Below are 19,476 nucleotides of genomic sequence, written 5' to 3'. Positions count from 1 at the left end.
GGGGTTATTCCTTGTTAAGAATAGCGATGGTATTAGGGGCCACCGGATTGGTAGGCAAAGCGGTTACGGAGGAATTGTTAAATCGTGATAGCTGGGAAGAAGTAAGGGTGCTTGTACGGACACCGTTAGCCATAGAGCATCCTAAGCTTAAACAAATCGTTGTAGATTGGGAGAACCTAAGAAACTATACGGAGTCGTTCGAAGGGGTACATTCCATCTTCTGTTGTTTAGGGACTACGATAAAAAAGGCGGGTTCACAAGAAAAGTTTGAACGAGTCGATCTACACTATCCGCTTGATGCTGCAGCCATAGCGAAAGAACAGGGGGTTAAACAGTTTTTGGTCGTCTCTTCAATAGGGGCAAAGGCGAAGTCGCGTAATTTCTACAGTCGGACTAAGGGAAGAGTGGAAGAAGGTTTAACCGCTATTGGATTTCAAGGTATGCATATATTTCGCCCCTCCTTGCTGCTAGGCCAACGTGAAGAATTCAGATTAGGGGAGAGAGTCGGAGCCAGTTTGATGAAAGCGCTGGATTTTGTAATGGTGGGTAAGGCGGCTAAATATCGTGCGATACCTGGTACGACAGTCGCAAGAGCTATGGTTAACATTGCGTCTGCGGATACCCATGGATTACATATTTATACGAATGAAGTGATACATGTGATTGGGAAACGCTAAGCTTTTTGGGTCTCTAATAAATTTGCATTAAGATGAGAACAGGACTTACAATGGACAATAAATGATCAGCGCATAATGGAGAGGGGTAGTAAGATGAGCAAAAAACAAGTAGCTACAACAAAAGCACCCGGAGCAATCGGTCCTTATAGTCAAGCTATAACCACGGGTAGCTGGGTATACACTTCAGGTCAACTTGGTCTGAATCCGGAAACGGGTAATTTGGTTGAGGGCGTACAAGAACAAGCGCGTCAAGCGCTTAACAATGTACAAGCCATTCTTGAGGAAGCTGGTGCAACACTAGACCATGTAGTAAAGACGACTGTATTCTTAAAGGATATGAATGATTTCGCGGCCGTTAATGAGGTTTATAGCACCTTCTTTAAAGAACCTTATCCTGCCCGCAGTGCTATTGAGGTTGCGCGTCTGCCTAAAGACGGACTTGTTGAGATTGAAGCGGTAGCTCGTAAGAAATAAGGAGTTATCCTTTTGCACTTTTATTATTTTACCAAAATGGCAGGCTAAGGTGGATAACCCTAGCCTGCCATTTTTTATATTAGAATTAGTAACTTCTGTATCTCCGATACCTGCTACGGCGGGGTTTGAACAATAACCAGATGCTGTAAAGAAGCAGGAGGCCTGCTGTAATCAGTCCGGTTAAATAAACATCGCTGGTCTCTTTGTGTTCCAAGGCAATCGCAATGAAGGCCCACACGAATACGAGTGGATAAATGCTATCTCGGTAAGGATAGCTGACCACAATTGCAAGTAGAGTTCCCACGCAGAGCATAATAACGCCCCAGGTGCTACCGCTAAGACCCCAACCTCCCCAATGATTCTTTTCTAGAACAACGCTGATGTTCACGATAGTAGCTACAGAGATCCAGCCAAGGTATATACTAAAGGGTAGCTTCATCAGCCATTTCTCGCCTGAGGTAGGATTAGCGATCAAACGTGTTTTTCGGTAAATGACAATCAGTGTGATTAACATCAGCACCATAGCAACCAGAGAGAGCTCAATGTATAAGTATTGCCAAAGGAAGAGCCAACTCATATTAAAAATACAGCTCAGAACAAACCAGAACTGAATCGCCCGCACAGAATCTCTAGAGGCTGTATAGGAGCGGAATTGATAAATAACGAAGCCGGCTAACAGTAGATAAATCAATGACCAGATGGAAAACGCGTAACCGGCAGGTGTGATGTAGGTCTGATATTTATCAGAGATTTCTCCAGTGCTGTGCCCGCCTAATGGTAAGGTGACCGAGAGCACATTCACGATAATCACACCTAAAAAGAACAGAAGATTCCACCATTTATAAGGATTATAACGTCTCAAAGAATTCACTCCCTAGCTTTTTAATAGGGTGATGCTTACTTAGAATATACCCGCTTTCGGCACAATTAAGACTATAAACAAGAAAAGAAGTGACTAGTGAGTCATAATGTTCATGGATAGTATGGTAGTGGTGAAGGGTATTTTACGATAGTGGCTAGAACATTTATTAAAAATATGCTGAAATGAATCAAATTCATGGGTGTTTCTACGTACTTCAACTTTATTTGTATAAAAATCTACAGAAAATATGCAGAAACGTTTTTAAATCAGCGCTTTTTCGTATAAGATGAAGAGATGAAGATTCAAGAGCAGATAAGTTTTATCCTAGTTCTTTATCCTTATATTTCTTACAGGAGTGTATCTCATCTCTAAAAGGATGGAGAAACTACTTCTACTTGTATAGCTTCAAAATTTATTTCTCGCGAAAAAGGTTGCAGTTACCACCTGATGGTGGCGGACTGGTTCTTTTTTTGCTTGCTTAAAAGACAGGAGATCACCGATGACTAAGCATCTTTATGCAATATGGTTGGGGGATGTGTTATTTTGCTTCTCTGGCGAAACTTCGGAGCCGAAGGTTGACGCTTGGACCCGAGTGGTGAAGCGGCTGGAGCTGCAGGGAGGAGTTCGCCCTTTTGCGAGTGCTGCTCTGCGGCTCGCAGAAGTGAAATATCCGGCTCCTCCTGTAGAGGGGAAGCCAGCACGCCGTGGATTGCCCGGAAGAACATTCGAAGGGCTCGCCTTAGTCCCTAGCGATGCATTTGAACTGCTTCTGGCATGGGATGAGACGTTATGCCGAGATCAGGGAGTAGAGCCTGGGGGCGAATTGCGCTATTGGGCGGCAGCAGCTCGCTTTGCGCTGGAATTGATGGGTACAGGCGGCGTTACGCCAGGAGCCTTGCCCCCACGTCCGGTAGGTTCACGCCGTCGTGGTGGCGAACAGGCAGCAACGGTCTGCTGGTCTCCAGCTTTTCGAAAGCAGGAGGATAAGGAGATCTTTCTGCAGCTGGCGTCGTCCATGCCGGTATTGGCCTTAGGGACGCATATTGCTGAAGCGGGGGATTTATCTTCGAGGGAAGAGGCTGGCGCCTATGTGCTTTACTCCTTTATGCAGGCGGTAATGACTGCAGAGATCAAGAAAGTGATTGCGGGTATTGAAAGTGAACTTACCCCTTACAAAGCCAATTATCGCCGGGGTTACTCCCCTTTAACTGAGCTGTGGTGGAATAGTCTTCTTACAGGCAGCCGGGATATACCCGTGCAGGGAACTCAAGCAGAGGTGACAGATCTTCTGGCTACTGTGAATGAGACAGCTGGTAGCGATGTGCCGCAATCGGAACCTGAAGAAGCGCGGAGTGGACAGCTGGGTCTTGGGCTACGTCTTGAGCCCCCTGGAGATAATGACGAAATCTGGCGCTTAACCTTCTGGGCGGAGAACAAGGAAGAAGGGGAATTCTGGATTCCGGCAAAATCGATTTGGAGCAGTAAGGAACGAGAGTTTACGTTATGGGGGAAACGCTATCGCAATATACAGCAGCAGCTTCTTATAGCGCTGGGCCGAGCGGCAAGAATCTCTCCAGACATAGAGCGCGCTCTTTCTATGCCTGCACCTACGGGAGCAGATTTGGAACCAGAGCGTCTTTATTTCTTTTTGAAGGAGACGGTGCAGCAGCTGCGTGAGCGTGGAATAACCGTGCAGATGCCATCGCGTTGGAGCCGTGAGGGACGCCGCCGGATTGGCATGAAAATGAAAATGCAGCCGGTAGTGAGTGGGATTGATAGTCCTGCTCCAGTGGCTCTTGGGATGGAAGAGCTGATTTCATTTCGCATTGAAGCCTCACTTGGGGAGAGTACAATCAGTGAAGAAGAACTAAACGCGCTAGTGGAGGCAGGCGTACCCTTTGTACGTTTCCGCGGAGAATGGATTGAGGTAGATCCTAAAGAAATTCGCCAGGTTCTTAGATATATGAAACGCCATGAAAATGGGGAAATGACCGCGGCCGATTGGATGCGTCTAGAGGCTGAGGATGGTGAAGAGCGGCTCTGGAAAGGGATGTCGGTCACGGGGATGGAAACATCCGGACTATTGTCATCGCTGATGCGGGGCGACATATTGCGTAATCTTCCAGTGCGTCCCGTACCTGAAGGTCTGCACGGCACCCTGAGACCTTATCAGGAGCGCGGCTATCAATGGCTCTCCGTTCTCAGTGGTCTGGGATTTGGGGTGTGTCTGGCCGATGACATGGGTCTCGGTAAGACGGTGCAGGTCATTACCTGCCTGCTGGACCGAGCTTTAAGTGCTCCACCTGAAGAGAAGCAGGAGCCTGTGCTGATTCTATGCCCAACCTCACTTTTGGGGAACTGGCAGCGGGAATTGCAGCGCTTTGCGCCTTCGCTTAAAGTTCACATTCATCATGGTGGACGCCGAGTGCGGGGGGATAGCTTTTTAGAACTGGCTGCCAGTCATGATATTGTATTGACGACCTATCATTTAGCAGGTCGTGACAGCGAGGATTTAGCGAATGTTCAGTGGTCCACTGTGGTGCTGGATGAAGCTCAGTATATTAAGAATCATCGGACGAAACAGGCGCAAAGTGTGATGAAGCTTTCAGCGCCGCATCGCATAGCTATGACGGGGACGCCAGTAGAGAACAGACTAGGTGAGTTATGGTCTATTTTTCACTTTTTAAACCCGGGGTATTTAGGGACCTACCATTCCTTCCGGCAGCGTTATGTATCTGGAGAGGGTGGAGAGCGACTAAGGGAATTGCATCGCTTGGTATCTCCATTCTTGTTGCGCCGCTTGAAAAGCGATCCGGATATCTCTAAAGATTTACCGGAGAAGCTGGAGCTGAAGTCTTATTGTCCGCTGACGGAAACACAGGCAGTCCTATATCAGGGTGTCGTGGATGAAATGCTTGGCGTGATTGGAGAGAGTAGCGGGATGGCTCGCAGAGGACTCGTGCTGTCTTCTCTAACGAAATTGAAGCAGATTTGTAATCATCCTCAGCTATTCCGCAAAGAAGAAGGCAGGGGTCCACGAAGTGAGCATTCCGGTAAAATGGAAGTCATGTTCGAGATTCTGGATAGCATTGCGGAGGTCGGAGAATCTGTGTTGATCTTTACTCAATATGTAGCGATGGGTGAGCTCTTGGTTAGCAAGCTGACTAAGCGTTATGGAACAGCGCCGCTGTTCTTGCACGGCGGAATTCCAAAACGAGAGCGCGACGAGATGGTTCATGATTTTCAAGAGGGAAAAGGCCCATCCTTCTTCGTACTTTCTTTAAAAGCGGGTGGCGTAGGGTTGAACCTTACAAGAGCTAATCATGTCATCCATTACGACCGTTGGTGGAATCCGGCAGTTGAGAATCAGGCGACAGACCGGGCATTCCGAATTGGTCAGGATAAAAATGTTCAAGTGCATAAGTTGATTTGCCAAGGAACGTTGGAAGAACGTATTGATGAATTGATTGAGCGTAAGAAAAATCTTTCCGAGCAGGTTGTTGGCTCTGGCGAAACATGGTTGACTGAGATGTCCAATCATGAGCTGAAGGAACTTATTGAACTGCAGGATCAGGACTGGATGTAAGACAGATATGAGTGTTACGGAGGGATCGAACAATGAGTGAACGGTTAGAGATGCGGCTGGAAGTTGTGCCTGGATTAGTAAAAGCAGCATGGACGGTGCTACCTGGGAAAGTGACGGGAGGGTCTCGGTCGAAGGGTGAATTGAACGCCAGCGCGCCTGCTCAGGAACAACAAGCGGATCGACCTCTCTCTCTGAAGGTTCCGGTATGGCATGCTTCCCGAAGAAAAGAAATATTACGAAGTCTGGCACTAAGTCCCGGGGAAGTATTTGCCCTGCTGCAAGGGCGTTTGACGGGTGAGCTGGCAGAGCTTGAGCTTCTACCTACGGATAGTGAGCTGGAGCAAGCCCTTTTTGAGGGTGAAGGTGTGGAGTATAAGGCGGAGACTTTGAAGCTTATTAAAGAACGTCTTGCTGAAGAGCCACTGCTGGCACTTTCGCTGAGAGGATTTACTAAAGGAGAGCTCTTGGACGGAATTTTTGCCCTTTGGGCTGAAGGGGATATTTCTAGCGAAGAAGCTGAAACAGAGGAAGAAGAGGCCTCGGTTAGTGAACTTTCTACAGAATTGGCTCGGCTTGAACGCAAGGGGCCGGCCATTTCCTCTGGCGAATGGCTGGCAGAAGCGGCTGCTGAAGGTTCGCTACATCAGCCTGGGCCACAGTTCCATGAGATTGCAGCTAGACCGTTTCCTTCGCCGGTAGTAGTAGCTGAAGTTACAGAAGACTGGGGAACGTTGCTACCGCAGACACCGAAAGCCATTGAGGGATTAACTTTGATTATGCAGCGGGTTGCAGAAGCGTCTGCACGTCGAGCGAATAAGGGTCTGATTAAGCGGTAAGTGAAAATACGAAAGAGGCTGTCTCAAAAGTAGTGAATGCTACTCTTGAAACAGCCTCTTGTTTTGCCTAATTATCTAACAGAGTATCTGGTTAGTTATTCTAATGCTGACCAGCAGGAGGCAATTCTCCTTCTGAAAGCTCTAGAATTTCGCGGCGAAGACGCAGCATTTTTTGATCTAGTTCATCAGCGGCGCGCGCGGCTTCTTTCAGTTCCTCAGCGACATGCGAAGGCAACTGCTTATCGAATTTATAATACAGAATATGTTCCATGCTTGCCCAAAAGTCCATAGCTAGGGTGCGCAGCTGGATCTCAGCCTTGACCCAGCGTGTTCCTTCCAGCAGGACGAGTGGGATACCGACTATAAGATGAAGGCTTTGATATCCGTTTGGTTTAGGATGAGCTATATAATCTTTAATCTCAAGCACGCGGATGTCTTCGCGTGTACTAAGATGATCTACTAAACGGTATATATCTTTAACGAAGGCACATACAATCCGCATTCCGGCAATATCGTGAATGTATTGCTCCATATTTTCCAAGCTGAAACCGTAGCCTTTGCGCTCCATCTTTTGAAGAATGCTCTTTGGTTCTTTGATCCGGCATTTGACATGTTCGATGGGACTGAAGCCGTCGCGGGATTGCCATTCCGTCTTGATTACATCAATTTTATTCTGAAGATCATTTAACGCGTGGCGATAGAGTGCCGGTAAGGCTTCGAACTCGTTAACCAGTTTGGCGAAATCCTCGTTGCTGTTACCTTGCCACTGTTGCAGATCCTTTACGTGTACCTGTAGCTGACTAAGCGTAAGCTGTGTGCTCTCATGTTCTTCCACTGAAACTCTCCCGATTTCGTTATTTGTGATAATTCTATTTTAACCGAAGTAGATCCCCTGACGCAAAATTACATTCGAAATTAGGAAATATAACCCATAAGTGTAAGGGGGAAGTGGCTTAAATCAATTAGTATGGATTTTATAGGAACATTCTCCTCTAAATCGCGTATTAAAGCACATTAATGAATCTACTCGATACATTTGGTATGATAGAAACACGTATCGCTGGAGAGGGAGGAACTGTAATGAGTTTTATCAAAAAAATTAAAGATAGCGCGAGCCGGGTTACCGAAAAAGCCCAAAACTCAGTAGAGATCGGCAAGCTGAACGGACTTATTTCCGATGTTGAACAAGAGATGGAAGTTGAATTTACGAAAATGGGCAGACTTTTTTATGAAGGATATCGTTCAAAGGATATGTCGGTAGCTGAAGGTAAAATGGTGGAGCTGTCCCGTAACTGTTCCAAACTTCAGGAAAAAATCGAAGTCCTGCGGACACGAATTGCTGAGCTGAAAAATGAGCGGTTATGTTCATGTGGTCATATTGTGGCGCTTGATGCAAACTTTTGTCCGAAATGCGGAAGTAAGCTGGAGCCATTGTCCGCTTCGAGAAGGGTGCCTTCTACACCGGTATTTGTTCAATCTGTGAATGAAGATGACGAAGATCAATATTATGGTGCAGATGAGCTTACGGATGAAGAGAAGGAAATTGCAATGAAGCTGCACCCGCAGAGTGTCGTATATGCTGAAGTTCAGCATCCGGATGATGAGCTGCCACTTGAAGAATATAAGGCGAGCGAGCAAGATATTGAGCGGGAACGTAAACAAGCCGAGCAGCTGGAACGGGAAAGAAAAAGACAACTTGAATTAGACCGTCGCTTTGGCGAATGGCACAAGAATGAGCACCAGGAGGAATCTGCGGTCACTGAGGACCATGGTGTACGAGATATGATCCAGTGCCAAATCTGTCGGAACGAATTACCTAAGGGCTCCTTATGGTGCCCGCGATGTGGGTCAGAGCAAATATAGAACGGATTTCAGTCAGCTTAGGGGGACAACAAGATGGAACAGCTGCTGCTGCATCTGCGCAATCTGGGCTTCACAGAGATGGAGTCCAAAATTATGGTAGAGCTTGCGACAAAAGGTCAGGCTTCTGGCTATGAGGTTGCCAAACAGCTCGGAGTTTCAAGATCGAATGTGTATGCGGCGTTACAACGCCTTACGCAGCAGGGATATGTACGATGTGGCGAAGGAGAACCTGCGCGGTACAGTGTTCTCAATCCAGAGGAGCTTGCGACCATGATCTCGGGACGGGTTCAAGCTTCACTGGCTTATATGGAAAGTGAGATGCCTCGCGGTGGACCTGTTAGCCCTTCGTTTTATAATGTGGAAGGGGACCGCAATGTATTGGGCGCTCTTATTCGCCAACTTAATATGGCTGAGCAAGAGATCGTAGTGGATATGTGGCGTGAGGAAGCGTCACTTCTGCGGAGTGAACTTGAACAGGCGGAGCTGCGTGGTGTTAGACTCTTGTGGGCGTTTGACGGTGGCAATGCTGCTCCTGCCGCCTATCCGGTATGGCCGCCTCTCGGAAGAGATTCTCAGCGAACAGATGGACGGAAGTTCTCATTCGTGATCGATCGGAGCTGGTGCATGCTCGGGATGCGCTATGAAGATGGATCGGCGCAAGCGGTTGTAACCGAGCACCCGGTCTTAGTAGATCTGCTATTGAATCATTTTGCACAGGAAATGGTGCTGTTCGAGCTGGAGCAGGATATGGGCGCAGAATTAGATGAACGTTATGGTGAGCGTTACAGCAAAATTCACAGCAAATATGTGATGCATGATCCAGGCGATGATGGGGAAGAACAGGCGCAGTAGCTATTACAGGGAGGTGAAAAGCATGGAATGTATCGTACATTTTGAAGTGGTGCATGAGGATGGTCCTAAAAAATTGCGTGGACTGCTGTTTCTGGATAAAGGAGCAAGTCCCGGAGAAGCAGAGCTAGTTGAAATGTTCAAGGACATGAAATTTAACGTGAGACTGGAAGACCGCGAGAAATTAATCTTTAAACCGGTAAATCCGGGCGATTTCGTGGAGATTCGAATTACGGGTTATGATAACGGGCAAGAAAAGAGCAAAGATGATCATAATTTAAAATCTATCGTTGGAAATTTATTACCACAAAAACCGACAGGTCTATAAAGTGGGGAGAAAGGATTCATTGATGGGAGAAGGAGGAGCACTATGGAGCTGTTGAGACAAAAGGTGTTAAAAGAAGGTATTGTACTCGGGCAAGGCGTGCTCAAGGTAGATTCTTTTCTGAATCATCAGATGGACCCCTTTCTAATGCGTGAGGTTGGCCGTGAGTTTACCCGCCGTTTTTCCGGCGAAGAGATTACGAAGGTACTGACGATTGAATCTTCGGGAATTGCTCCGGGGATTATGACGGCATTAGAGCTGGAGGTTCCGCTGATTTTTGCCCGTAAGCAGAAATCGTTGACGCTGACAGAGGATATTTATGTAGAAAAGGTTTACTCCTTCACGAAGAAAGAAACGAATGAAATTACCGTTTCCAAGAAGTTCATTGCTCCGGGTGAGCGAGTTCTAATTGTCGATGATTTTTTGGCGAATGGCGAAGCCGCCTTCGGACTTGCTCGTATTGTTGAGCAGGCAGGAGGAAGTGTGGTTGGGATTGGTATCGTGATCGAAAAAGCGTTCCAGCCAGGAAATCGGTTACTGCAGGAAGCTGGTTACCGGGTAGAATCACTCGTGCGAATCGCTTCACTGGAGGACGGAAGAATCTCTTTCGTGGAAGAAGAGGAAGGGCTACTTAGCTAAGTCTCTTTGGTGTAGATTCGGATGAAGTTAACAAAAAACAGCAAGAGACAGGTTTATAAGCCTGTCTCTTGCTGTTTTTTGTTGTGATGCACGGGTATGGATTACCCGTTGCTACCGCATGCCGCTGCAGGATCGGCGTGGCGCTGCGCGCTAACCGCCGCCAGCGGCGAGAGCACCCGCAGCGATCCAGGCTCGCAGCGTGCGGCAAGCGGCCCTTTGCCGAAGCTCTCGCCATCGCCGATCGCCGGCCGGGCCTCTGCGAAGTTGACGGCTACGCTACGTCCACGCAGCATCGACACGAAGGGCAACGCTACATGCTTGCCCTTCAGTACCGTTGGGAACAGCCGCAGCAGCTGCCCGCGGCTGCACCCGTGCACGACGCAGACGTCGAGCTGGCCGTCATCGGCCTTAGCCTGCGGGCAGATCAAGAGCCCGCCGCCGTAGCTGGGCAGGTTGCAGACCGAGACCAGCCATGCCTTTTCAAAGACGTGCTCCGTCCCGTCGCACGCAACACTCACCCGGCATGGCTTAAACGTCATCAGCGTATGCAATATGCCGATGATATAAGCCAGTTGGCCTGCGCCAATGGCATTGCACAGCCGTTTGTAACGGCTGGTATTCACATTCTCGGCCACTTGAGCATCAAAGCCGTTGGCAACGGCTGTTAAAGTCAGTCCGTTTGCACCTGAGATCAGATCGGCTTCGATATACCGTTCGCTAAGTGCAGCTTCCAGCGCGGCTTCAGTCGAAAGCGGGATGCCGAAGCCGCGTGCGGAGTCGTTACCGGAGCCGGCAGGGATGATTGCCATAGGAATATCTTTGCCACGAAGGGCACCCAAAATGCTGTGCAGCGTGCCATCGCCGCCGATTACAATCGCGGCTTTCCAGTCCTCACGGTGCTTAATTGTATTTAGAACGAGGGCTTCTGCACCCTCTGCGCTATGCGTAAACAAGGTCATATATGGCAGCATCCGCTCTTTCATGAGCGCCTCTACAGTATGCCAGGTCCGCCCGCCTGCGCCCCCGCCGGAACGCGGGTTTATGATGAATAGATACATTTAAATTCCTCCAGCCTGTAGAATTCCGTTGATGCCCGTCTTTCCATTGTAAGGAGTGGATGGGCAAAAGGGAATACTTTTCAGCGATAAGAGGTGTTAGTTCAGCGGTGTTTATAGATGCCGAATCTGACTTTCTGCGATATCCCCAACCCAAGGAAGCTTATACCATCTGCTGCTTAAAGCTTGATAGATCATAAGCAGCCATATAGCAAAGCTGCAAAGAGAAAGGATTGCACTCAACAGGGAACCGAGAAAAGGGATAAATCCGGTTAAGACATGGAGAATCATCAGCACGCCGAACGTAAGCAGTGATTGCAACGCGTGGAACAGCACGAAGCGGTTGCGTTTCTCCAGAGCGAGAAAGACCACGCCGCCGATAAAAGGGAAAAAATAGCACAGCGCGCCCGCAATATTATCGGGCAATCCGGTGGATGATTTGAAAGGGGACAAAGGGCTCACTCTCCTTCTACTTGGAGAAGAAGGGGGTTTGTTTGCTACTCCTTCTTCCTTAAAAGCCTATGACTTGTCAGGAAAAAGTATGTTTAGCTCATTGTGGGTATAATATACTTTTCCAACAGCTTGCGGGGGCTCTTCCAATTGTTTGTCTTACTCTCTGCTGTAAAGACCACAACCGCATCTAAGTTGGGTAGGATAAGGATTTGCTGTCCGCCATGACCGTGGGCAAGCTTGTAGGGTTGGCCGCTCATCGTACCCACCCAGAACTGATATCCGTAATCTCCAAAAGCCGGGTATCCCGTAGTCTGTGCAGTTAGTGCTTCTTGCAGCCAATGCTTCGGAATGATCTGCTGCTTCGCAAATACGCCGTTATTAAGTAGACACATACCGAATTTAGCCATATCTCTTGAGTTTAAGTACAGACCAATATGTCCCATACTATGTCCTTCGGGACTCGGTAACCAAGCCGTGTGAGTCATTCGGAGAGGGCTAAATAAATGCTCAGCAGCATAGGTGAATGCATCGAGACCTGTAGATTCACTAAGGATCATCGAAATCAGATGGGTGTCGATACTACGGTATTGAAATTGACCGATATGTTCCGGAATTATGTTCATACTAAGAGCAAAGGAACCCCAGCGGCGACTACGATGGAGATTCCGGACGAAAGGCTCCCCCAGCTTCTTGCCCGTGATCCAGCTAAATCCGGAAGTCATGGTAAGCAGATGACGGAGAGTGATTTTTGATAAATGAGGGGAGTGCAGGTATGGAACATGTTTACGAAGTACCTTGGAAACCGAGACATCGATATCAGGGATATCTCCCCGATCGATAGCGATTCCGGTAATTGCGCTGATAAAGCTTTTAGTCGCAGATCGAAGATCATTTAATGCCCCGGCATGATGGTTGCCGTAATAACGTTCAAAGATGAGCTTGCCATGGCGAGCAATAAGCATACTATGCATCTTTGGATATTCTTTCTGAATAGCATAATCAGCTTGTTCAAGACCCTCACGGCGCGTTGCAGTTTCCTCGGGTAGCGCGGTAGTCATCGCGGGAACTACGCTATAAGATGAAGTCAGTAATGGTGTAGGTTGGCCCATAATGATCTCCTTTTTCTTGCTGTGGTATGTGCTAGGTGAGGCCTGCTATAGAGCATATTGTATTTTAACCCGACACGAGCAATATGAATTACGAAGAACTTTGTAAAAAAATAAAATTTTTCCAATTAGCACATTTTACAAGGAAAGGTGGAAGTTGGACCGGAATATGATACAATATAACGATAAGGCCCGAAAGGGGTGATTCAGTAAGTGGCTCTTCGGGTAATAAAAGTGTCAAGGAGCTTTCGTTCAACAGGCGTCCTTACTCTCAGCCCAAATCACGACGAACCTGCTTCACCGGCGAACCAGTATCTCAAGGCTTTGAAGCTTTGAATTTTACGTTTTGGCGGATAATGCAAGCCACGTATGTGTAATGGTTACTTCACTTGCATTCGAGGTTACGGCGTACTTTTCATCATGCATTCTCTACAACGGAGCATTCATTTTCAATGTTTTGGGAGGGAACTGATCATGGCAAGTAAAGGTCATAACGAAGTCAAGGAAAGTTTACGGGAAATGACACGTATTTTCCGGCCCAAAGATCCCAAGAAATTCGTAAAGGAGTACGTCCGAAAATATCGGATTACCGGAGGCTATGAAGAAGAACTGACCATGGTCGTGGAGCATGAGCTGGTAAAGATGAATTCATCCGTCTCCTAGCTAACAGATACGAGTGTCACTTACTTTTGACATCATTTTGAGTAATAACATCCACGAGGATTCTTATAAACCGTGCCCGAGCAGCGTTTGTTGCAGGAATCGGTTTTTTTTGTTTGTACATTTATGAATAAGAAATATTGTCTCTCATAAAATAGTCAAATGAATTAATAGACACATTTCACAATGAATGCGCTTTAACGATCATTTTTTATTTGATTGCGTTTTCAAAAAATGCGCATAAATGCAGGTGGGACAAGGAATTATTATGTCGAAAATTACAATGTGAACTAGTTGTGAACGATTGACAAAACTTTCCCTTAAACTTATATTAATAGTGATTGTTATAATTGACAGAAAAAAACAGGAACCTACGAAATCGGGAAAAGCGGGGTAGATCAATGATGAAAACGTGGCAGGCTGTAAAGCGACTCCTTCCCATGACCGCTATGTTTGGTCTCTTTCTTGCCGGGTGCGGCCGTGAGGACTTGTCAGTGCTCAGACCACAGGGGCCTCAGGCGGAAATGTCTTATGGATTAATGGAGCTGTCGATCAGTATTATGATCGTCGTGTTGCTGATTGTCTTTACGATTGCAGCTTATGTACTGATCCGTTTCCGACGAAAGCCGGGTCAGAATGAAATCCCTGAGCAGGTTGAGGGTAGCATCAAGCTTGAGATTCTCTGGACGGTCATTCCGCTTATCCTCGTAGTGGTACTGGCAGTTCCAACGGTGAAAGCAGTGTTCGCCGCAGGAGATGATCATGCCAATGACAAGGACGCGATTAAGGTTAAAGTAACCGGCCACCAATATTGGTGGGAGTTTGAGTATACCGATTACAAGGTGACTACAGCGCAGGATCTGATTATTCCAGTGGGCAAAGATATTGCTTTTGAACTGGAGACTAAAGACGTGCTGCACTCCTTCTGGGTCCCTTCCCTTTCCGGTAAAATCGACACCAACCCAGCCGGGACAATTAACCGCTTCAGCTTCAGTGCACCTAATGAAGGCGTTTACCGTGGAAAATGTGCGGAACTATGCGGGCCGTCTCATGGATTCATGGAATTTAAGGTGAAATCGGTTAGTGAACAAGATTTTCAGAAGTGGATAGATTCGATGAAAGCACCCGTAGCTGTGCTGCCAGAGGATCCTGCTTTAGCTGAGAAGTTCAAAGCGGCGTGTCTGACTTGCCACGCTGTAGGTGATCAAGGGATTAATAATGCGCCGAACTTGACCGGAATTGGTTCTCGGGAGTCGATTGCAGGGATCCTGCTCAACGACGACACGAGGGAGGATGGTGCACCAATTGAGGAGAATCTCAAAACATGGCTGCATGATCCACAATCCGTAAAACCGGGCAATCTGATGCCTAACCCCAAAGATCTAGGCCTAAGTGATGCGGAGATTGATGGCATTGCTGAGTATCTGGCCAACTATAAGCTGGACTAATGCCTTAGCCTAAAGGCGGGCGGAACTTTCGAAAAAGGGGGTACGAACTTTGGCTCAAGCAGCGCATACCTTGAATTCATCCAAGCCTCTCGGGCATGGCCACAGTGTGAAGCGCCATACAGGACTTATGGATTGGCTTACAACCGTCGATCATAAAAAAATCGCAATTTTGTACCTATGGGCCGGAGGATTATTTTTTGGTATCGGCGGAATTGAAGCACTTCTGATTCGCTGGCAACTCATCAAACCAATGAATAATTTTTTGGATGCCCAAACGTTTAATGAACTTATTACCATGCATGGTACGACGATGATATTCCTCGGCGTCATGCCAATCATCTTCGCCTTAATGAATGCCGTCATACCGCTACAAATCGGTGCACGTGACGTAGCCTTTCCTTTTCTAAATGCACTTGGCTTCTGGACCTTCCTGTTCGGCGGAATTCTACTGAATCTCAGCTGGATAATGGGTGGCGCTCCTGATGCCGGATGGACCTCCTACACCCCACTATCTACGAGTACATACAGCACTACACACGGTGTAGACTTTTATACGATTGGTCTTCAAATTGCCGGATTAGGTACCCTCATCGGGGGGATTAACTTTCTAGCCACGATCATTACGATGCGCGCGCCGGGAATGACCTACATGCGGATGCCGATGTTTGCTTGGACTACATTTATTACTTCCGCAATTATTTTGTTTGCATTTCCAGCAGTTACAGTAGGTTTAGTACTGCTGACATTCGACCGGATACTTGGAGCCAATTTCTTCGAGGTTGGGGCTGGGGGTAATCCGGTGCTCTGGCAACATATCTTCTGGATATTTGGTCATCCAGAAGTATATATCCTCATTCTGCCTGCCTTCGGAATTATATCGGAGGTTATCCCGACTTTTTCACGGAAGCGATTGTTCGGATATAGCTCAATGGTGTTCGCTACCATCCTGATTGCCTTCTTGGGCTTCATGGTTTGGGCTCACCATATGTTCACTACCGGACTTGGGCCGGTAGCTAACGCATTATTCTCTGTATCAACGATGTTGATTGCGGTTCCGACAGGAATCAAGATTTTTAACTGGTTGTTCACGATGTGGGGCGGGCAAGTACGTTTCACGACACCAAACCTGTTCGCGGCAGGATTCATTCCTACCTTTACGATGGGTGGCGTCACTGGCGTCATGCTGGCTTCTGCGCCTGCTGACTTTCAGTTCCATGATACGTATTTTGTTGTAGCGCATTTTCACTACGTTATTGTGGGCGGCTTGGTGCTTGGCCTGTTTGCAGGTCTGCATTACTGGTGGCCGAAGATGTTTGGTCGGATGCTAAGTGAGAAGCTGGGCAAATGGACCTTCTGGACGTTTATCATCGGATTCCATCTGACATTCTTTGTACAGCATTTCCTTGGACTCATGGGGATGCAACGCCGGGTATTCACGTATTTGCCGAATCAGCAATTCGATTTGCTGAATTTAGTCAGTACAATTGGTGCTGGGCTGATGGCTGTCGGTACGATTATTTTCTTAGTCAATGTCTTCCTAACTTCAAGAAAGCCAATGGATGCAGCTGATGATCCGTGGGAGGATGGACGTACACTAGAATGGACGATTTCTTCGCCACCGCCAGAATATAACTTCAAGCAAACCCCGCTTATCCGTGGAATTGATGCATTCTGGAAAGAAAAGATGGCAGGAAATAAAGGCATGACTCCGGCTGAACCCGTTGGTTCGATTCATATGCCGTCTGCAACCATATTGCCGTTCACTATGTCTGTTGGGATTTTCATCGCTGGACTTGGCTTTATGTTTAGTCGGGATGACTTCGGCAACGCCTTTATGAGCTTTATGTTTAATAATTATATCGTTACAGCTATCGGTCTTATCATCACGTTTGGATCTATGCTGTTGCGTTCGCTGTATGATGATCATGGATGGCATATTGAACCTGAAGAGCTGGAAGGAAGTGAGCGGACATGACAACGGCACATGCAGAAGCTTCTAAGGAAGAATTTCCTCACGAGCCGGAAAAAGCTACGCTCGAAGGACGAAACAAGGTTCTTGCCTTTTGGTTGTTTCTAGGTGGGGAAGCGGTATTGTTCGGTACGTTGTTCGCTACGTTCCTCGCATTGCGGAATCAGACGAATGAGGGGCCATCGGCGAATGAATTGTTTCACTTACCGCTTGTAGCTGCTGCGACATTCATTCTTTTGGTAAGCAGTTTGACGAGTGTGTTTGCTATCCAAGCGATGCATAGAAACCGTCCGGCAGTGCTTCGTAACTGGCTTTTGGTAACTGTAGCCTTAGGGCTTGGCTTCCTGATTCTGGAGATCTATGAGTTTACTCAATATGTGAGACACGAAGACTTCGGAATGACTACAAGTGCATTTAGTTCGGCATTCTATACATTAGTAGGATTCCACGGTGCGCACGTAGCTTTCGGGATTGCATGGATCGCCATCCTGATTGGGCAACTCATGCGTAAAGGATTAACCGTAGTTACTGCACCAAAAGTGTATGTGTCAGCCATGTACTGGCATTTTATTGATGTGGTATGGGTCTTCATCTTTACGGTTGTATACCTACTTGGAAAGGTGGGCTAGACACTATGACGACAGATCAGCATGTGCCAGAGAATGACGGGTATAAGCATCGTCATCGCCATGAAGGGCCACAGAGGCATATTGTTGTCTTTATACTGTCCATTGTCTTGACCTTAATTGCTTTCGCCGCTGTTGCTGCTGGAGGCGTGAATGCCACCTTTGCGGTTATTCTACTCCTGGTGATGGCAGTCATTCAGGTCATTGTACAGATGGGCTTCTGGATGCACCTGAAAGATAAAGGACATCTAATACCGATTATCTTCATGCTGGGTGGTTTTTTTACCGCCGGTACCTGTATTGTTATGTCGCTGTATTGGGTTTGGTGGAATTAACGGACTATAAAGAAAGAGGCGGGCTGAGATGCCCCCTCTTTTTGGTGTTTAACTAGATCCTGCGCTAGGAGGGGTTAGGGTTATGCTCGGATTACAATATTTTAGCTTTGCAGAACTATGGAGCCCGCTTTTTCTGGCGGTCATGCTGCTGCTGACGGCGGGTTATTTCGTTTGGATTGGTCCGATTGCTGGACGTCATGCCGATTCAGTTACGGTTCCGATCTGGCGAAGAGCACTATTTGTGTGCGGAATGCTTGCGCTTTATCTGGCACAAGGCGGTCCTGTTAGTCTATTAGGACATATGATGTTTTCCTTCCACATGGTTAGTATGGCCTTGTCATACCTAGTGGCGGTGCCGCTGATTATGCTGGGGATTCCAGATTTTATCTGGCGCAGCATATTGAGAGTAAATCCATTTCGCCGGTTGTCTTTTTTAGCTCGACCGGTGGTAGCTGCGCTACTGTTTAATGGACTATTTTCCTTGTACCATATTCCTGTTATCCATGATTATGTGATGCTTCATTTTACCGTTCACCGAATCTACTATATTGTTTTATTCCTAACAGCTGCCTTAATGTGGTGGACATTGATCAATCCGCTACCGGAGCGCCGAATGGCGAGTGGACTGGGCAAGATTGGGTTTATTTTTCTAAACATGGTATTGCTGACACCAGCATGCGGACTGATTATTTTTGCAGATCAACCGCTCTATGCTACTTACAGTGATCCGGAGACTTGGGCACTTGCCATGGGCTATTGTATATCAGGTGATCCTTCTGCCTTACTTCAGAATTTTGGGGGTCCTGCGTTCTTTTCATTGTTGTCACCAAAAGTGGATCAGCAGGTGGGAGGTATCGCGATGAAGTTCATTCAGGAATTTATTTTTGCCTCTATGCTTGCTTATGTGTTCTATCATTGGTATAAAAAAGAGAACGGACAAGAGGGCGATGAATTATCGACGCCTTCCTCAGCACTCGAGGAGAGCACCTTGACCCGTGCATAACTGGTAGACTGCCAAGGAGGAGAATCATGGATATTTTTACGGTGTTTCCAACTATTAGCACATCGTTCATCGTGCTCAGTGCGGTGCTCGTAGCTATTGGCTGGTGGCTCATCATTAAGGGCAAACGCGAGGCGCACAAGAAGACGATGATTGCTGCCGCAATCGCTGCGCTCCTGTTTTTTATTGTTTATGTATCTAGAACGTTGTTCGTGGGAAACACCTCATGGGGCGGACCGGATGAACTTCAGACGATTTATCAAGTGTTTCTGATCTTCCATATCGTGCTGGCAACGGTAGCTGCGGTATTCGGACTTACTACGTTAACTCTTGGATTTAAGGCGAAGTACTCCAAGCACCGTAAGTGGGGCAGAGTGACATCTATAATCTGGTTCATTACTGCGATTACTGGCGTTATGGTGTATGTGCTGCTTTATGTTCTGTATCCAGGTGGACACACTAAGCCAGTGTGGGAAGTTATTTTGGGCGCGTAAGATAGTTGCGTGAAAAGAGCTTGTGATTGGCATGTGAAAAGAGCATGTGAATATGCGTGCGAATCGTACGTGAATTTGTGTGAATAGTAATGATAGGAATGAAATAAGCCTGTGCATCTGTATGTTCCTTAATAGGGATGATAGATGACGGGCTTATTTTAGTTTATGGAGTTGGGGAGTGTTTAGGGAAAACCTCCCTGAAAAAGATAAGTTTTGAGT

The 19,476-nt window shown here is 47.2% G+C and carries 20 protein-coding genes; 15 read left to right on the top strand and 5 right to left on the bottom strand.

The genetic code is table 11. From position 1 onward, the window contains the following. Positions 1-11 precede the first annotated feature (11 nt). Together MKY52_RS06630 and MKY52_RS06625 are read left to right on the top strand one after the other, a co-directional pair. The gene (locus tag MKY52_RS06630) at positions 12-677 is read left to right on the top strand and encodes an oxidoreductase (protein ID WP_341050516.1); all 666 of its coding nucleotides are present in this window, start codon (positions 12-14) and stop codon (positions 675-677) included. A 93-nt stretch (positions 678-770) separates the two neighbouring features. After that, positions 771-1,151, top strand: a complete 381-nt coding sequence (locus MKY52_RS06625; RefSeq protein WP_042184517.1) for a RidA family protein — start codon at positions 771-773, stop codon at positions 1,149-1,151. Between the two features lie 85 nt (positions 1,152-1,236). On the opposite strand, the gene MKY52_RS06620 is transcribed toward MKY52_RS06625, so the two are convergent. Next, complete coding sequence (locus MKY52_RS06620; protein WP_341050515.1) at positions 1,237-2,013, bottom strand: tryptophan-rich sensory protein; 777 nt, start codon at positions 2,011-2,013, stop codon at positions 1,237-1,239. A gap of 499 nt (positions 2,014-2,512) precedes the next feature. On the opposite strand from MKY52_RS06620, the gene MKY52_RS06615 reads away from it, so the two are divergent. Continuing rightward, entirely contained in the window at positions 2,513-5,599 is a 3,087-nt protein-coding gene (locus tag MKY52_RS06615; protein WP_341050514.1) for a DEAD/DEAH box helicase, read from the top strand. A gap of 32 nt (positions 5,600-5,631) precedes the next feature. Next, positions 5,632-6,435 (top strand): hypothetical protein, encoded by an 804-nt coding sequence (locus MKY52_RS06610; RefSeq protein WP_341050513.1) that lies wholly within the window; start codon positions 5,632-5,634, stop codon positions 6,433-6,435. Between the two features lie 100 nt (positions 6,436-6,535). Here MKY52_RS06610 and MKY52_RS06605 read toward each other — a convergent pair whose 3' ends face one another. Beyond that, on the bottom strand, positions 6,536-7,210 hold the full coding sequence (locus MKY52_RS06605) for a GTP pyrophosphokinase (protein ID WP_042193221.1): 675 nt from the start codon (positions 7,208-7,210) through the stop codon (positions 6,536-6,538). 305 nt (positions 7,211-7,515) lie between these two features. Here MKY52_RS06605 and MKY52_RS06600 point away from each other — a divergent pair, with 305 nt between their 5' ends. The 4 genes from MKY52_RS06600 to MKY52_RS06585 are packed head-to-tail and all read left to right on the top strand — an operon-like array spanning position 7,516 to position 10,111. Next, a complete protein-coding gene (locus MKY52_RS06600) occupies positions 7,516-8,298 on the top strand; it encodes a zinc ribbon domain-containing protein (RefSeq protein ID WP_339244542.1) in 783 nt (260 codons plus the stop codon). Between the two features lie 33 nt (positions 8,299-8,331). Then, complete coding sequence (locus tag MKY52_RS06595) at positions 8,332-9,150, top strand: TrmB family transcriptional regulator (RefSeq protein WP_341050511.1); 819 nt, start codon at positions 8,332-8,334, stop codon at positions 9,148-9,150. A gap of 22 nt (positions 9,151-9,172) precedes the next feature. Then, positions 9,173-9,475, top strand: coding sequence for a hypothetical protein (locus MKY52_RS06590; RefSeq protein WP_042184527.1), 303 nt, complete (start codon positions 9,173-9,175; stop codon positions 9,473-9,475). 42 nt (positions 9,476-9,517) lie between these two features. Further along, positions 9,518-10,111 (top strand): xanthine phosphoribosyltransferase, encoded by a 594-nt coding sequence (locus MKY52_RS06585; RefSeq protein ID WP_042123794.1) that lies wholly within the window; start codon positions 9,518-9,520, stop codon positions 10,109-10,111. Positions 10,112-10,212: 101 nt separating this feature from the next. Here the strand turns inward: MKY52_RS06585 and MKY52_RS06580 are convergent, their stop codons facing one another. From MKY52_RS06580 to MKY52_RS06570, 3 genes are all read right to left on the bottom strand, one after another. Further along, positions 10,213-11,169, bottom strand: a complete 957-nt coding sequence (locus MKY52_RS06580) for a diacylglycerol/lipid kinase family protein (RefSeq protein ID WP_341050509.1) — start codon at positions 11,167-11,169, stop codon at positions 10,213-10,215. Between the two features lie 111 nt (positions 11,170-11,280). Beyond that, entirely contained in the window at positions 11,281-11,619 is a 339-nt protein-coding gene (locus MKY52_RS06575; protein WP_060626766.1) for a DUF4870 domain-containing protein, read from the bottom strand. A gap of 92 nt (positions 11,620-11,711) precedes the next feature. Continuing rightward, the gene (locus tag MKY52_RS06570; protein WP_341050507.1) at positions 11,712-12,728 is read right to left on the bottom strand and encodes a serine hydrolase domain-containing protein; all 1,017 of its coding nucleotides are present in this window, start codon (positions 12,726-12,728) and stop codon (positions 11,712-11,714) included. Between the two features lie 471 nt (positions 12,729-13,199). Between MKY52_RS06570 and MKY52_RS06565 the strand changes: the two genes are divergently transcribed. From MKY52_RS06565 to MKY52_RS06535, 7 genes are all read left to right on the top strand, one after another. Continuing rightward, positions 13,200-13,388: a hypothetical protein gene (locus MKY52_RS06565; protein ID WP_042123803.1), complete on the top strand. Its 189-nt coding sequence runs from the start codon at positions 13,200-13,202 to the stop codon at positions 13,386-13,388. A 398-nt stretch (positions 13,389-13,786) separates the two neighbouring features. Beyond that, complete coding sequence (coxB, locus tag MKY52_RS06560; RefSeq protein ID WP_042123804.1) at positions 13,787-14,833, top strand: cytochrome c oxidase subunit II; 1,047 nt, start codon at positions 13,787-13,789, stop codon at positions 14,831-14,833. A 127-nt stretch (positions 14,834-14,960) separates the two neighbouring features. Further along, positions 14,961-16,808, top strand: a complete 1,848-nt coding sequence (gene ctaD, locus MKY52_RS06555; protein WP_076285960.1) for a cytochrome c oxidase subunit I — start codon at positions 14,961-14,963, stop codon at positions 16,806-16,808. Further along, a complete protein-coding gene (locus MKY52_RS06550; protein WP_042184533.1) occupies positions 16,805-17,431 on the top strand; it encodes a cytochrome (ubi)quinol oxidase subunit III in 627 nt (208 codons plus the stop codon). Before ctaD ends, MKY52_RS06550 begins: the two co-directional genes overlap by 4 nt. A gap of 5 nt (positions 17,432-17,436) precedes the next feature. Continuing rightward, positions 17,437-17,763, top strand: a complete 327-nt coding sequence (locus MKY52_RS06545) for a cytochrome C oxidase subunit IV family protein (RefSeq protein WP_341050504.1) — start codon at positions 17,437-17,439, stop codon at positions 17,761-17,763. A gap of 82 nt (positions 17,764-17,845) precedes the next feature. Further along, complete coding sequence (gene ctaG, locus MKY52_RS06540) at positions 17,846-18,766, top strand: cytochrome c oxidase assembly factor CtaG (protein ID WP_341050502.1); 921 nt, start codon at positions 17,846-17,848, stop codon at positions 18,764-18,766. A gap of 26 nt (positions 18,767-18,792) precedes the next feature. After that, a complete protein-coding gene (locus MKY52_RS06535) occupies positions 18,793-19,257 on the top strand; it encodes a DUF420 domain-containing protein (RefSeq protein WP_042123812.1) in 465 nt (154 codons plus the stop codon). Positions 19,258-19,476 lie beyond the last annotated feature (219 nt).

This window comes from Paenibacillus sp. FSL P4-0184 (assembly GCF_038004625.1).
Taxonomy (GTDB): Bacteria; Bacillota; Bacilli; order Paenibacillales; family Paenibacillaceae; genus Paenibacillus_AQ.
The sequence above is the reverse complement of the archived record's forward strand: the minus strand, read 5'-3'. Positions and strand labels throughout refer to the sequence as shown.